General features: G+C 64.2%; 13 protein-coding genes and 1 pseudogene. 7 read left to right on the forward strand and 7 right to left on the reverse strand.

Going from position 1 to position 14,955, the window contains the following annotated elements; genetic code table 11:
* Positions 1-7 precede the first annotated feature (7 nt).
* The 3 genes from ACYQML_RS01605 to ACYQML_RS01615 all read right to left on the reverse strand — a co-directional run bounded on the left by ACYQML_RS01605 (position 8) and on the right by ACYQML_RS01615 (position 1,752).
* Entirely contained in the window at positions 8-991 is a 984-nt protein-coding gene (locus ACYQML_RS01605) for a formylglycine-generating enzyme family protein (RefSeq protein WP_461234490.1), read from the reverse strand.
* Between the two features lie 57 nt (positions 992-1,048).
* A complete protein-coding gene (locus ACYQML_RS01610; RefSeq protein WP_461234491.1) occupies positions 1,049-1,336 on the reverse strand; it encodes a hypothetical protein in 288 nt (95 codons plus the stop codon).
* An 83-nt stretch (positions 1,337-1,419) separates the two neighbouring features.
* On the reverse strand, positions 1,420-1,752 hold the full coding sequence (locus ACYQML_RS01615) for a site-specific integrase (RefSeq protein ID WP_461234492.1): 333 nt from the start codon (positions 1,750-1,752) through the stop codon (positions 1,420-1,422).
* A 154-nt stretch (positions 1,753-1,906) separates the two neighbouring features.
* Between ACYQML_RS01615 and ACYQML_RS01620 the strand changes: the two genes are divergently transcribed.
* Together ACYQML_RS01620 and ACYQML_RS01625 are read left to right on the forward strand one after the other, a co-directional pair.
* Positions 1,907-2,542 carry a DUF938 domain-containing protein gene (locus ACYQML_RS01620; RefSeq protein WP_461234493.1) on the forward strand — a complete coding sequence of 212 codons (636 nt, stop codon included), beginning with the start codon at positions 1,907-1,909 and terminating at the stop codon, positions 2,540-2,542.
* Positions 2,539-3,267, forward strand: a complete 729-nt coding sequence (locus ACYQML_RS01625) for an SDR family NAD(P)-dependent oxidoreductase (RefSeq protein ID WP_461234494.1) — start codon at positions 2,539-2,541, stop codon at positions 3,265-3,267. Before ACYQML_RS01620 ends, ACYQML_RS01625 begins: the two co-directional genes overlap by 4 nt.
* A 1,027-nt stretch (positions 3,268-4,294) precedes the next feature.
* On the opposite strand, the gene paoC is transcribed toward ACYQML_RS01625, so the two are convergent.
* From paoC to paoA, 3 genes are read right to left on the reverse strand one after another with little or no spacing between them, the layout of a single operon-like run.
* Complete coding sequence (gene paoC / locus ACYQML_RS01630) at positions 4,295-6,511, reverse strand: aldehyde oxidoreductase molybdenum-binding subunit PaoC (protein WP_461234495.1); 2,217 nt, start codon at positions 6,509-6,511, stop codon at positions 4,295-4,297.
* Between the two features lie 3 nt (positions 6,512-6,514).
* A complete protein-coding gene (locus ACYQML_RS01635) occupies positions 6,515-7,465 on the reverse strand; it encodes an FAD binding domain-containing protein (RefSeq protein ID WP_461234496.1) in 951 nt (316 codons plus the stop codon).
* Positions 7,462-8,055: an aldehyde dehydrogenase iron-sulfur subunit PaoA gene (gene paoA / locus ACYQML_RS01640; RefSeq protein ID WP_056434664.1), complete on the reverse strand. Its 594-nt coding sequence runs from the start codon at positions 8,053-8,055 to the stop codon at positions 7,462-7,464. Before paoA ends, ACYQML_RS01635 begins: the two co-directional genes overlap by 4 nt.
* A gap of 198 nt (positions 8,056-8,253) precedes the next feature.
* Here paoA and ACYQML_RS01645 point away from each other — a divergent pair.
* Both ACYQML_RS01645 and ACYQML_RS01650 read left to right on the forward strand, forming a co-directional pair.
* Positions 8,254-8,418, forward strand: a pseudogene (locus ACYQML_RS01645) (hypothetical protein); the annotation flags it as partial.
* Positions 8,419-8,483: 65 nt separating this feature from the next.
* Entirely contained in the window at positions 8,484-8,681 is a 198-nt protein-coding gene (locus ACYQML_RS01650) for a hypothetical protein (RefSeq protein ID WP_461235788.1), read from the forward strand.
* Positions 8,682-8,779: 98 nt separating this feature from the next.
* Here ACYQML_RS01650 and ACYQML_RS01655 read toward each other — a convergent pair whose 3' ends face one another.
* The gene (locus ACYQML_RS01655; protein ID WP_082470353.1) at positions 8,780-9,127 is read right to left on the reverse strand and encodes an avidin/streptavidin family protein; all 348 of its coding nucleotides are present in this window, start codon (positions 9,125-9,127) and stop codon (positions 8,780-8,782) included.
* 699 nt (positions 9,128-9,826) lie between these two features.
* Between ACYQML_RS01655 and ACYQML_RS01660 the strand changes: the two genes are divergently transcribed.
* From ACYQML_RS01660 to fdhF, 3 genes are read left to right on the forward strand one after another with little or no spacing between them, the layout of a single operon-like run.
* Positions 9,827-10,150, forward strand: a complete 324-nt coding sequence (locus tag ACYQML_RS01660) for a hypothetical protein (protein WP_056434670.1) — start codon at positions 9,827-9,829, stop codon at positions 10,148-10,150.
* Between the two features lie 49 nt (positions 10,151-10,199).
* On the forward strand, positions 10,200-11,918 hold the full coding sequence (locus ACYQML_RS01665) for an NAD(P)H-dependent oxidoreductase subunit E (protein WP_461234497.1): 1,719 nt from the start codon (positions 10,200-10,202) through the stop codon (positions 11,916-11,918).
* 43 nt (positions 11,919-11,961) lie between these two features.
* A complete protein-coding gene (gene fdhF, locus ACYQML_RS01670) occupies positions 11,962-14,934 on the forward strand; it encodes a formate dehydrogenase subunit alpha (protein WP_461234498.1) in 2,973 nt (990 codons plus the stop codon).
* Positions 14,935-14,955: the final 21 nt, after the last annotated feature.

The following is a 14,955-nucleotide window of genomic DNA, read 5'->3' on the forward strand; positions in this document are numbered from 1 at the left end:
TCACGGGTCATGGAACGCTCCTTTCCCTGATGATGCAGCGGAAGCCGACATGGCTCGTGGAGGTATCGACGGGCTCTGGAAGGCGCGCTGCCGGTCGGTAGCGGCTGCAGAAGTTGGGCGCGCACAGGTGCGAGCCGCCCTTCAGGACCCGACGGGGGATCCGGCTCTCGGGCTGGCTCGGATCGTAGCTTCGCTCGACCGGGCCACCGCGCGGATTTGTCGGTATGCAGCAGGCCTTCGGCGCGTCGGCCGAGTGGCGATCGGTGTAGAAGTCGCTCGTCCACTCCCAGACGTTGCCGGTCATGTCGTAGAGGCCGTACCCATTAGGTGGAAAGGCCTTGACCGGCGAGGTGCGCTCAAAGCCGTCCTGCGCCAGGTTCTGCCAGGGGAACTGACCCTGCCAGGTGTTGGCCATATGCTGCCCGTTCGGAGTGAAGACCTCGCCCCAGGCGAACTCCGCTTCGTCGAGGCTGCCGCGGGCGGCGAACTCCCATTCAGCCTCGGTTGGTAGGTCCTTATCCGCCCACCGCGCATAGGCGAGTGCGTCGGCGTAACTCACGTGCACCACGGGATGGTTGTCGAGGCTGTTTATGTTGCTCTTCGGGCCGTAGGGACGTCGCCAGTTGGCCCCCTTGAGCAGGGTCCACCACTCGCCCCAGAGCCGCAGATCGACTGGTAGGTCAGGCGGTACGAAAACGAGCGAGCCGGCGTAGAGCATGTGCGGCATCGCGCCGGGATGGTCCTTGGGATCCGGCGTGATCTCGGCGGCGGTACGATGGGAGGTGGCCTGAACGAACGTCTTGAACTGCCGGTTCGTAACGGGGGTCTCGTCGATCCAGAAGCTGTCCACCGTCACTCGGTGTGCCGGTGCTTCCTCCGGAAAGTGCCTGTCCGATCCCATGCGGAACGTCCCGCCGGGGATGTAGCGCATGCCCAAGGAGGTCTTGGGCTTCGTCGCTGGAGCGACTTCTTCGAAGAGCCAGGTAGACATGTCCCCTCCCGTCAGTGCGCTTCGGTGCCGGTGTGCTCCTTGGGAGGGCGAGCCAGCTTACATTTGCAGGCAAGTCAGCAGGTCGACGTAGCTTGGCGTGCCCCCGATACTCTCCTCCTGGATGCACTTGTCGCGGCGTTTCTCATCGAAGCCGGCCCATTGCTGCCCGAGTTGCGTGCGGGCCTGCGTCTCATCACGCACGCAGGTCTGGTCGGTGTTCCGGTCACCAACCTCCAGGCTCGGAGCGGCGCGACACGTGGCTTCCACGTTGTAGCGCGGAAGCTCGCCAGCCAGTGCAGCGATATTGGTCAGAAGCAGGAATGCGAGAGCTGAAGAGCGAAACATTCGGCGGCTCCTGAATTAACTCCCGCAGAAATCGAGTCGCAAGATTATTCCCAAATTTATCTCAGAGCGCAACTCATCTGTTACTATAGAAGCAGCTTGAGCCATGCCGCGACGGTCTCACGGGTAGTCTCGGTCAGCTCGAAGGATACGGGCCGGCCAGTCTTCTGCCGGACGATGGTGGTGCGCAGGCGGACGCCGTCGCCGAGATGGACATCGGCCACGCGCAGGCGGACGAGATCGTAGCCACGCAGTTTGCTATCGATGGCGGTGTTGAACAAGGCGAAGTCGCGCGTGCGGCCCTCGTGCTGCAGGCGAGTGCGGATCGAATAGATGAGCTCGGGCTTTAACGGCGGCTTAGGGCCGAAGAGGCGGCCGAGATTCCACGGTCGGCGGGTGGTGTCGTTGGTCGAAGTCATGATTGAACTCCGTTTGAGGAGCCATCAGCATCTCATCGCGATCGGCCCGCGCCGCAGCTGCGCGCTATGAGCTGAAGACGCGTCTTTTCCCCGAAGTAGGCGCGCTGCCACGAAAGGGCATGCACTCGGCATCGGCCGCGCTTAGAAGTGACCCATGCCCAATACTTTGTTCTCGCCGGCCGCAGCCCGCAACGCCGCCCCGATCGCCGAGGTCCTCGAACGCGTCTTCCCGCCCAGCGGTCTCGTGCTCGAGATCGCGAGCGGATCGGGCGAGCACGTCGTCCATTTCGCCCGTGCGCTGCCCGCCCTCGACTGGCAGCCAAGCGATCCCAATGAAGTGGCCCGTCGCAGCATCGTCGCCCATGCCCACGCCTCCGGGCTGGCCAACATCCGGTCGCCGTTGGCGATCGATGCGATTCGTCAGCCGTGGCCGGTGCCGCGGGTGGACGCGGTCGTCGCGATCAACATGATCCACATCGCACCCTGGGATGCGACCATCGGGCTGATGGCTGGCGCAGAAGCGGCGCTAGCGGGGGGTGGTGTGTTGTACCTCTACGGTCCTTTCCGGGAGCATGGCGCGCACACCGCGCCAAGCAACGCCACGTTCGACAACAGCCTGCGCGCGAGGAATGCCTCCTGGGGGGTCCGCGACATCGAGGCGGTCGTGGCTGCTGCAAAAACGCATGATCTTCATCTGGCAGAGCGCATCACGATGCCGGCCAATAACCTCAGTTTGATCTTTCGCCGAGGGCGCCGAGGCTCCGCCGTTGACCGGGAGGCCGCGCCTTGACCGCTTCACGCCCGACCAGCGCGATTGTCATCGGTGCGTCCGGCGGCATCGGTGGGGCCGTGGTCCGCGCGCTCGCCGAGGGCGAAGCCTACGCGCCGATCTTCGCGCTCTCACGCTCGGGATCATCTGTTCCCGCGGGTGTCCGAACCCTCCCGATCGACCTGAGCGATGAGACAACGGTTGCTGCGGCGGCGGCCAGGGTCGGCGAAGCCGGACCGGTGGGTCTGGTTATCGTCGCTACCGGCCTTCTTCACCGGGCGGGTGTCTCGCCTGAGAAGACGGTCAGGGCGCTCGACCCCGCCGCGATGGCCACCATCTTCGCGATCAACACGATCGGCCCTGCGCTTGTCGCCAAGCATTTCGTGCCCCTGCTTGCGCGACGGGAGCGATGCGTGTTCGCGGCCCTGTCGGCGCGGGTCGGATCGATCGGCGACAACCGACTTGGCGGCTGGTATACCTACCGTGCCTCAAAGTCGGCACTGAACCAGATCCTGCGAACGCTCGCGATCGAGGTCGCCCGAAGCCGACCGGAGGCGATCGTCGTGGGCTTGCATCCCGGCACGGTCGCCTCCGGCCTGTCGCGGCCCTTCCGGCCGGACCCGACGGCCGACGGCGTCTTCTCGCCCGAAGTGAGCGCGGCCCATCTCCTGCGCGTGCTGAACGGCCTTAGCGCGGCCGACACCGGCAGCGTTTTCGCTTGGGACGGTTCGAAGATCCCCGCCTAAGCGCGGTTTCGGCCCAAACGGATAACGGGCAGCTGCCTCGGCCGCTACTAGGATGTGAATGTTTCCCGCAGGATGCGTGGTGCGAGCTTGACCATTGGCATACCGGTTCCTCCAACGTTTAATTAGCCTATCATCCGCCTGAAAGCGGATGAGCAGAAAGCTGTCCATTCCCTTCATAGCCATCTGATAAATTGAATAGCCCGGTAGCGGACGTTCCTAAGGTCTGAGAAGGGTCAGCTTCGGCCGACTAATAAGATCTACTTAACCAATTGACCGCCCGGAAGCAGGCGGACTGTCCTGGCGCCCGTACCGTTCTCCGTTCCGGCACGGCAGATGGTTCGCAGGCGGCCAGCCTAGTGGGCCTATCGTCGAAGGGGCGTGCAATCCGGCCGTGAGATCGATGGACGGGCGAGCCACCACGGTTAGATGCGACGCGGGTTCCGGCATGCCGCATCATGACGGCCACACGATGGGGCATCTTCGACCGCGATGGTCTCTATGAATCCTTACAGTGGGGCATCAAGGCCTTACCAACTACGAGCTTCGGGATAGGCACTGATAGGCTCATGATGCCGTTCGGCCGTAGAAACGACGAGAACCGCAAGCCCTATGGCAGCGGCATCCTCGATAAGGCCCCTGGGCACGACCAGGGAACTTGCGCGAGTCCGGTCCCCGGGCCGCTCGGCCGATACGTGTACCCGCGACGGCGTCGGCCTGGGCCCCGGTCCTGGGTGACGATTGACGGCCGACCAACGCTCATCCGCCGATTGCGAGCCGAAATGCGAACGAGGGCGGGATGCGGCAATCCGCTGGGAACGACATCTTGTCCCTTGCCATCTCACCACGCGGCAGTGTCGTCACAATGGCTCGTGCTCCCGCGCCGGCCGGGATCGAGGCGCCCCGTGTCCCGCCCTCCGAGGTGGCCCACGCCACTGCGGCACAAGCCGACATGCTGTGCATTCCGGCTACGGAGGCGAGCCCGAACAAGGTCGCATATCCGTACATTGTCCCTGCCGTTCCCCGTAGCTCAGGCTGCGTCGGGCATGCGGTCAAGGAACTTGTCGAGGGTAAGCGGGTATTCCCGCACCCGGATACCCGTCGCGTTGTAAACGGCGTTTGCCACCGCCGCGCTGACGCCGCAGATGCCGAGCTCGCCCACGCCCTTGGCTTTCATCGGCGAAGAGATCGGATCGACCTCGTCGAGGAAAATCACATCCTGGTGCGGGATATCAGCATGTACCGGCACCTCGTATCCGGCGAGGTCGTGGTTAGCGAAGAAGCCGCGTTTGGTGTCGACCGCAAGCTCCTCCATCAGCGCAGCACCAACACCCATAGTCATGCCGCCAATGACCTGGCTGCGGGCCGACTTCGGGTTGAGGATGCGACCGGCGGCGCAGACCGCAAGCATGCGCCGGACCCGGATCTCCGCCGTGTGGACATCGACGCCCACCTCGACGAAATGGGCTCCGAACGTTGATTGCTGATAGGTCTTCGAGAGTTCGCTGAACTCGATGGTGTCCTCGACCGTCAGCCCTCCCCGCGCCGCTTCGCCGAGCGGCACTGCGCGGTTTCCGGAGCGGACCTGGCCGTCCTCGAAGACTGCGTCGGCCGAGTTGATGCCAAGACGCTGCGCCACGGCCTCGCGCAGCTTCACGCAGGCCGCGTAGACCCCGGACGTCGAGGAGTTGGCGCCCCATTGGCCACCCGATCCCGCCGAGGCGGGGAAATCGGAGTCCCCCAGCCGCACCACGACCTTGTCCAGCGGGACGCCCATCATCTCGGCGGCCGTCTGGGCGATGATGGTGTAGGTACCCGTTCCAATGTCGGTCATGTCGGTTTCAACCGTGACCGTCCCTTGTTCATCCAGGCGAACGCGTGCGCCGGACTTCATCACCATGTTGTTGCGGAACGCGGAGGCGACCCCGACACCAACGAGCCACTGCCCGTCCCGGACGGAGCCAGGTTTGGCATTACGCTTCGCCCAACCGAACCTGTCCGCCCCCAGCTTGAGGCACCCGACGAGGTCACGATGCGAGAAGCGGCGATCCGGGGCGTGGGGGTCGACCTGGGTGTCGTTGCGAACGCGGAACTCCACGGGGTCGATCTCTAGCTTTTCTGCCATCTCGTCCATGGCGACTTCCAGGACCATCAGGCCCGGAGCCTCGCCGGGCGCGCGCATCGCGTTGCCCTCGGGCAGGTCGAGGAGTGCGAGCTTCATCGCCGTGAGCCGGTTGGCGCCCGCGTAGAGAAGCTTCGTCTGGCTCACCGCCGTCTCGGGATCGCCGTCGGGCAGGTTGCCGGAGGTGCTCTCGTGGGCGATGGCCGTGATGGTGCCGTCCTTCGTCGCCCCGATGCGCACGCGCTGGATAGTGGCGGGCCGATGGGTGGTGTTGTTGGCGATGAGGGGACGGGTCAGTGCGACCTTCACCGGCCGTCCCGCCGCCTTGGCACCGAGCGCCGCGAGGACCGCGTCGGCGCGCACGAACAGCTTGCCGCCGAATCCGCCGCCCACGTAGGGAGAATCGATCCGCACGTTCGCCTTCGGAATACCAAGGATCTTGGCCATGCTTTCATGGGCCCAGGTGATCATCTGGTTCGAGGTCCAGAGCGTGACCTTCTCGCCCTCCCATGCCGCGACGGTCGCGTGCGGCTCCATCATCGCGTGGCTCTCGTCGGCGGTCGCGTAGATCTCGTCGAACGTGACCTGTGCCTTTGCGAAGGCACCCTCGAAATCACCGACACGCTCCTCGCCGTTGCCACCGCTGCCCTCGCCGCTGTCGCCCTTCACCGGCTTCGCAGACTTCGCTTCGGCGGCCAGGTCGAACTTCCCCGTTTCAGGGGTATAATCGACCGTGATCAGGAAGGAGGCCGCGCGGGCCTGCTCGAAGGTCTCGGCCACCACCACGGCGATGGCCTGGTGGTAGTGCTGAACCTGGTCGCCGCCGAACAAGTAGGCCGTGTTCATTGTGCCCCGTTCCATTCGGGGCGTTTCGAGCGTCGTCACGATGGCGAGGACACCTGGGGCCGTCCTGGCAATGGAGGTGTCCATGCCGCGAATGCGGCCCTTGGCAATGCCGGCACCGAGCACGTAGCCGTAGGCCTGGCTCGGCGTCACGTCATGGCGTTCGTAGGCGTAGGGCGCGGTGCCAGTGGTTTTGTACTTGCCGTCGATCCGGTCGGTCGGCTGGCCGACGACCTTAAGACGGTCGATGGGGTTCTGGCCTGCGGGGGTGTCGAACTTCATGGCTCAGGCCCTCGCTTCGTGGATCGCCGCCATTAGCGTACGCTCGGCGAGCTTCAGCTTGTAGGCGTTCTGGTGAGTAGGCTTGGCCCCGGCGAAGGCCTTGTCGGTCACGGCCTTGGCGCCGCGTGGCAGATCACCCTCTGCCGCCTCGACGCGCCATGGCTTGTGCGAGACGCCACCAAATGCTGCCCGACCCGTGCCGTCCGGCTGCAGCACTGCAGCGACCGAGACGAGGGCGTAGGCGTAGGAGGCCCGGTCGCGGACCTTGCGGTAGACATGCGTGCCGCCTAACGGCTTCGGCAGGGTAACGGCGGTGATGAGCTCGCCGGCCTTGAGGGTCGTGTCAATCTCGGGCCGGTCGCCGGGCAGGCGGTGGAATTCCGCCATCGGGATTTTTCGCGATGAGCCTTTGGCATCCACGGTCTCGACGTTGGCGTCGAGCACCCGCATGGCCACCGCCATGTCACCCGGGTGGGTGGCGATGCAGGCCTCGCTGCCGCCGATCACCGCTAACTGGCGCGAGACCCCATCCAGGGCCGAGCAGCCGGAGCCGGGCTGGCGCTTGTTGCAGGCCTGAGCCGTGTCGTAAAAGTATGGGCAGCGGGTCCGCTGGAGCAAGTTGCCGGCGGTGGTGGCTTTGTTGCGCAGCTGGCCCGAGGCGCCCGCCAGGAGCGCGCGGCTGAGCACGGCGTAGTCCTTGCGGACCCGGGCATCGGCGGCCAGATCCGTGTTACGCACCAGGGCACCGACCCGGAGGCCGCCCTCGGGCGTCGGTTCGATGGTGTCCAGGCCTAGGCCGTTCACGTCGACGAGGTGCGCCGGTGTCTCGATCTGTAGCTTCATCAGGTCAAGCAAGTTCGTGCCGCCTGCAATGAACTTCGCGTTCGGGGTGCGGGCGACGGCGGCGGCTGCCTCGGAGGGCGAGCTTGGGCGCTCGTAGGTGAAGGACTTCATACGGGCCTCCCGGCAACCTCGGTCATCGCCTCGACGATGTTGGAATAGGCGCCGCAACGGCAGATGTTGCCGCTCATGCGCTCCCGAATCTCGGCCTCTGTCACCTGGAGGGTGGCATTGAGATCGGCGGTGACGTGGCTGGGAATGCCGGCCTTGATCTCGGCGAGCACGGCGACGCCGGAGCAGATCTGGCCCGGGGTGCAGTAGCCGCACTGGTAACCGTCGTGCTTGATGAAGGCCGCCTGCATCGGGTGTAGGTTCTCGGGCTGGCCGATACCCTCGATGGTGGTGATCTCGGCGCCCTGGTGCATCACCGCGAGGGTGAGGCAAGAGTTGATACGCCGCCCCTCGACGATCATCGTACAGGCGCCGCACTGGCCGTGGTCGCAGCCCTTCTTGGAACCGGTCAGATGCAGGTGCTCACGGGCGGCATCGAGCAGGCTCGTGCGGGTGTCGAGCTCAAGGTCGCGGCGCTGGCCGTTCACCGTCAACGACACCTTCGTCAGCACCGGCTTGTCGATGCTCACGGGGGCGGCGCCCGCCGCCGAGGGTACGGCCGCGAGGGCCGCCGTGGCGGATGCTCCCACCATCAAGTCTCTCCGATTCAATTCATGATCTCCAGATCGTCCCATCTCGGCCTCCGTAGGGATGCGGGGGCGGCGCTTCGAACCGTCCGGCGCGAGCGGGTTGTGCGGAGGAAACACTCACACCTTGGATAGGCTCCAATGTACGGCGCACGATCTCGTCGATTTGCCCTGCAAACCCACATAGGGTCATGAGCGTGGACTATGGGGTCGGTTCGGCACGCCGCAGCTGCAGGATCACCCCCCTACGGATGCGCGCGCCGGGGACCGTCGATTGCGCGTGAGAACCTGACCGACCTCCGGTCCTTTGCAACGGTATCGCCGCAGGACAGCTTCGCCCTTGCCGCGGCACGACTGGGCGTGCCCCAATCGGCCCTGAGCCGCGCCATGACGGATCTTGATGAACAGCTCGGGATGCGGCTGCTGACCGATCCATGCGCGGTGTCTTCCCGACCGAGGCGAGCAAGCGTCCGCTGGACGTCGTCGGTTCCCAGTTCGCGCAGGTCGAGGTCGAGCTCACTGCCCTGGCCGAGATGAAGGACAAGCCCGCGGGAAACATGAGAGTCCCAGCGCCCGAGCACGCGTCCCAGACGTTCCTGTGGCCAGTCCTGCATCCGCTCTTGTCGTACTAACCCAGCATCAACATCGTCGCCTTCGTCTGCCTCATGCTTAAAACAGGTCGCTCAACTGGCACGGTTCATAACAGCCTCTAGCTTCGGGTAGGCGCTAATTAATCGACGGTCACCTGGGTGAACACGACGGTCTCAAGCTTGACCGACCGCGAAAACTTAACCCGCGACGTCTGCTGTCCGACAGTTTGGCTCAATAGGTGAAGCTCGAAACCCATTCCTCCTTCAGACGGATAGATGCGACCCGCCCAGCTCCTGATTGTGTGCGATGCTCCTGATGCCGTCACGAAACCAATCACGTTGCCTTCCGCCATACCGACCAGTATGCGACCACGATGCGGCGGCATCGCCTCCGCTTGGCCAGCAGCATACGTGCCGGATACCGCCTCCCCGAATTGCCATAGTCGGAGCTCGGCACCGGCCGCGCTGCGCCACGTCCCTTCAAACATCGATGCGTCCACACCTGCTCGCTCAGCCGACGCAGATGCGCGGCACACGAGATATGTGCATCGGTATATCGATGTCGGCTATGTTTCCCAAGAAGCCGAGAAGAACTCCTCCAACTGCGACCGTCTCTAACGCGCAGCTTGGGCGATTTCATGGAATATCGCCCCATCGGAATTTGCTAAGTAACTCATCCACCCTGCAAACATCTGCTCGGCGGATTATACCACCGGCGTACAAGCACGCTCGAAGGGGCCGTCACGACCGACCAATACGATCCGTACAAGGCTGGAACGCAGCGGTCCTCGTTCGTTCGTATGCGAGTAGATTCCAATTTCTGGGCTGGTCCAACGCTAGCCCACTCGACCACCGCGAGGTTTTATGAGCCTGCCCGCCAAATCGCTTCACCGAGCCGTGTCCGGCTCGTCGTCGAACTCGTGAACCGGGGTCCAGTGATGCCCCATGATAACGAGTATCTGGCTCACCACCGCCCTGCAAAGCTCAAGCTCGTCACTTCCCGGTCGGTCCCGAGCCATGCTCCCAGGGCTTGCCCCCGCAACGCAGCGCCAGTTTGAAACCATTGCAATAGCGATATACCACATGAAATATATCGCGTATTAACGGGTAGCCAGAGGCAGAATGCCGAGTTACCGAAACAACGGGCACGCCATGCACCGCCTTTTTGCACCCTTGCGAGCCCAACCATGACCGAGCTCCCCATCCTCACGGCGACCGATCAGGCGCATGCTGTGACGCAAGCCTATGTCGAGCAGGCCAAGCCACCACTCACCCAAGAGTTGATTGAGCGGCTTCAAAGCGTACTGACCGAGGCCCTCGATTCAAAAGGCCAGTCGGGATCGGACGAAAGCCCGACGGACCGTCTCAACGCTGCCCTGGACGCTTTCGAGTCGGAACTTCGGTCCATCGTCGGCCCACGGGTCGCGTCGCTGGAGACGTCCACCGGTGCTGTGACGATGGAACATCGCTCCGAAGCCGGTCAGCCGCTACGGGCCTTTGGTGGCCAATAGGCAGCGCTCGCACCAATCACCGCAAGAACGAATGGAAACCGGATCGCCCATGAGTGAGGCAGCAGGGACAGTCAGGAATTTTTCTCATCCTGGCACGGGACGCAACAAGGTCCGAGCCGTGCCAAAGGGCCGTCAGGTCGAGCCGAATGCCAAAGTCGAGATCGAGCAACTCCTTGGGACGCGCTCGCGCCAACGCGACCTGCTGATCGAGCATCTCCATCTGATCCAGGATACCTACGGCCAGATCGGGGCACACCATCTCGCGGCGTTGGCGGACGAGATGGACCTCGCCTTCGCCGAGGTCTTCGAGACGGCGACGTTCTACGCCCATTTCGACGTGGTGAAGGAGGGCGACGCTGACATTCCGCAGCTGACTGTCCGCGTCTGCGACAGCATCACCTGCGCGATGTTCGGCGCCGACGACTTGCTGACAACGCTCCAGCGGGAGCTTGCGTCGGACCGGGTCCGTGTCGTGCGTGCCCCATGCGTCGGCCTCTGCGACCACGCGCCCGCCGTCGAGGTCGGGCATAACTTCCTCCACAAGGCAGACTTGGCATCCGTGCGGGCGGCCGTCGAGGCCGGTGACACCCACGCCCATCTGCCCCAATACATCGACTACGACGCGTACTGGGCGACCGGCGGATACGCGACGCTGGACCGTCTCCGAGGCGGCGAACTTTCCATAGACGACATATTCCAGGTGCTCGACGACGGCGGCTTGCGTGGCCTCGGCGGCGCGGGTTTCCCAACGGGGCGCAAGTGGAGATCGGTGCGCGGCGAACCTGGGCCGCGGCTGATGGCGGTCAACGGCGACGAGGGTGAGCCTGGCACCTTCAAGGATCAGCTCTACCTTAACACCGACCCACACCGCTTCCTCGAAGGCATGCTGATTGGCGCCCACGTGGTCGAGGCCACGGACGTCTATATCTACCTTCGCGACGAGTATCCGATCTCCCGTGAGATCCTGACCCGAGAAATCGCCCGGCTTCCTACGGGCGGACCGCGCATCCATCTCCGCCGCGGGGCCGGGGCCTATATCTGCGGCGAGGAATCCTCACTAATCGAGTCGCTCGAAGGCAAGCGAGGGCTGCCACGGCATAAACCGCCCTTCCCGTTCCAGGTCGGTCTGTTCAATCGTCCGACCCTCATCAACAACATCGAGACGTTGTTCTGGGTGCGCGACCTGATCGAACGCGGCGCTGGCTGGTGGAAGAGCCATGGCCGTAACGACCGTGTCGGCCTGCGCTCCTATTCGGTGTCCGGACGCGTGAGGGAACCCGGTGTGAAGCTAGCGCCCGCCGGCCTCACCATCCAGGAACTCATCGATGAGCATTGCGGCGGCATGCTGGAGGGCCATACCTTCTCGGCCTACCTGCCGGGCGGCGCGTCCGGTGGTATCCTGCCGGCGTCGATGAACGACATCCCGCTCGATTTCGGCACACTTGAAAAATACGGCTGCTTCATCGGATCGGCGGCCGTCGTTGTCATGTCCGACCGGGACGACGTTCGGGGGGCCGCCCTGAACCTAATGCGATTCTTCGAGGACGAGAGTTGCGGGCAGTGCACGCCCTGTCGCTCCGGCACCCAGAAGGCCCGTATCCTGATGGAGGATGGCATCTGGGACACCGAGCTTCTGGGGGAACTCGCCCAATGCATGCGCGACGCCTCGATCTGCGGGTTGGGCCAGGCGGCCTCGAACCCCCTGAGCAGCGTCATTCGGTTCTTCCCCGATCTTTTTCCTGCCCCCAAGGCGCTGGCTGCCGAATGATGGTCACGATTACCCTTTCCACGCGCAAGCCAGGAGCGGACGCATGAGCAACGCCCCCGAAACGCACGACGATACGTCCGTAAGGCACAAAATCCGGGCCGACGGCGCGCAGGATGCCGGCGGCTCTACGCAGGGGTCGAAACCCGAGGCGGGCGGCGCCTATTCGCAAGGGGCGAAATCGGGGGGGCAGGCCGCTCCTGATCCGACCGGGACGTTCGGCTTGAGGGACGGCCCGGTCGCCCCGTCGTCGATTGCGTTCGAGCTCGATGGTCGGCAGGTCGAGGCTCAGCCCGGCGAAACCATCTGGGCGGTGGCCAAGCGGATCGGGACGCACATCCCGCACCTTTGCCACAAGCCCGACCCAGGCTACCGCCCGGACGGCAACTGCCGTGCTTGCATGGTCGAGATTGAGGGCGAGCGCGTGCTCGCCGCCTCGTGTAAGCGTACCCCCGCCATCGGCATGAAGGTGAAGTCCGCATCCGAGCGGGCGACCAAGGCCCGAGCGATGGTGCTCGAACTGCTCGTCGCCGACCAGCCGGAGCGCGAGACCTCGCACGATCCAACGTCGCATTTCTGGGTGCAGGCCGACTTCCTCGACGTCACGGAAAGCCGTTTCCCGGCGGCCGAGCGCTGGACCGGAGACTTCAGCCACCCTGCCATGAGCGTCAACCTTGACGCGTGCATCCAGTGCAATCTCTGTGTCCGGGCCTGCCGCGAGGTGCAGGTCAACGACGTTATCGGCATGGCCTACCGCTCCGCCGACGCCAAGGTCGTGTTCGACTTCGATGACCCCATGGGCGGCTCGACCTGCGTCGCCTGCGGCGAGTGCGTCCAGGCCTGCCCGACCGGCGCGCTGATGCCCTCGGCCTACCTCGATGCCGAACACAATACCCGGACGCTCTATCCCGACCGGGAGGTCACCTCACTGTGCCCGTATTGTGGCGTCGGCTGCCAAGTCTCCTACAAGGTCAAGGACGAGCGGATCGTCTACGCCGAGGGTGTGGACGGGCCGGCGAACCATAACCGGCTCTGCGTGAAGGGGCGCTTCGGCTTCGACTACATCCACCACCCCCATCGCCTAACGGCACCGCTGATCCGACTCGACAATGTCCCGAAGGACGCCAACGACCAGGTCGATCCCGCCAACCCATGGACGCATTTTCGCGAGGCAACTTGGGAGGAGGCGCTCGACCGGGCAGCCGGTGGGCTGACCAAGGTCCGCGACACGCACGGGCGCAAATCGCTCGCCGGATTCGGCTCCGCCAAGGGTTCGAACGAGGAAGCGTATCTCTTCCAGAAATTAGTCCGGCTCGGCTTCGGCTCGAACAACGTCGATCATTGCACACGCCTGTGCCACGCGTCCTCAGTTGCCGCACTGATGGAAGGCCTGAACTCCGGTGCCGTTACTGCACCATTCTCGGCGGCGCTGGACGCCGAGGTCATCATCGTGATCGGTGCCAACCCGACCGTGAACCACCCGGTCGCGGCGACCTTCCTGAAGAACGCCGTGAAGCAGCACGGCGCCAAGCTGATCGTGATGGACCCGCGTCGTCAGGTTTTGTCGCGGCATGCCTTTAAACACCTCGCCTTCAAGCCGGGCTCCGACGTCGCGATGCTGAATGCGATGCTCAACGTGATCGTCACGGAGCGGCTCTACGACGAGCAATACATCGCGGGTTACACCGAAAACTTCGAGGCGCTGAAGGAGAAGATCGTCGACTTTACGCCAGAGAAGATGGCTCCGGTCTGTGGCATCGACGCCGAGACCCTGCGCGAGGTCGCCCGCCTCTACGCAAGGGCTAAGTCCTCGATCATCTTCTGGGGCATGGGCGTCAGCCAGCACGTCCACGGTACCGACAACGCACGCTGTCTCATAGCGCTCGCGCTTATTACCGGGCAGATCGGGCGCCCAGGTACGGGGCTACACCCGCTCCGAGGCCAGAACAACGTCCAGGGCGCGTCTGACGCAGGCCTGATCCCGATGGTCTACCCGGACTACCAGTCCGTCGAGAAAGAGGCGGTACGCAAGCTCTTCGAGGAGTTCTGGGGGCAGTCCCTCGATCCGAACAATGGCCTGACCGTTGTCGAAATCATGCGCGCGATCCATGCGGGCGAAATCAAGGGCATGTTCGTTGAGGGTGAGAATCCGGCTATGTCGGACCCTGACCTCAACCACGCCCGTCACGCGCTGGCGATGCTCGACCACCTCGTCGTGCAGGACCTGTTCCTGACCGAAACCGCGTTCCACGCCGACGTTGTTCTGCCGGCTTCGGCCTTCGCCGAGAAGGCCGGCACTTTCACGAACACCGACCGTCGCGTTCAGATCGCCAAACCCGTGGTCTCGCCGCCGGGTGACGCTCGCCAGGATTGGTGGATCATTCAGGAACTCGCCAATCGGATGGGGCTTGTGTGGAATTACGGCGGGCCCGCCGACATCTTCGCTGAGATGGCGCAGGTGATGCCATCGTTCAACAACATCACCTGGGAGCGCCTGGAGCGAGAGGGCGCTGTGACCTACCCGGTCGACGCGCCAGACAAGCCCGGAAACGAGATCATCTTCTACGCCGGCTTCCCGACCGAGAGTGGCCGGGCCAAGATCGTACCGGCGGCCATCGTACCGCCTGACGAGGTGCCGGACGCAGAATACCCGATGGTGCTCTCGACCGGCCGGGTGCTGGAGCATTGGCATACCGGATCGATGACGCGGCGTGCGGGCGTCCTCGACGCACTCGAACCGGAGGCGGTCGCCTTTCTGGCACCGAAGGAGCTTTACCGACTCGGCCTCGAACCCGGCGATACGATGAGACTGGAAACGCGACGGGGCGCTGTCCACTTGAAGGTTCGATCCGACCGAGACGTACCAGTCGGCATGATCTTCATGCCGTTCTGTTACGCCGAGGCCGCGGCAAATCTTCTGACCAATCCGGCACTTGATCCGATGGGCAAGATTCCGGAGTTCAAGTTCTGTGCGGCTCGAGTATCTGCCGTCGGTGTAGCGCATATGGCGGCGGAATAGCTGCTGGGCAAAACTGCATGC

Source organism: Methylobacterium sp. CM6244, assembly GCF_054817885.1.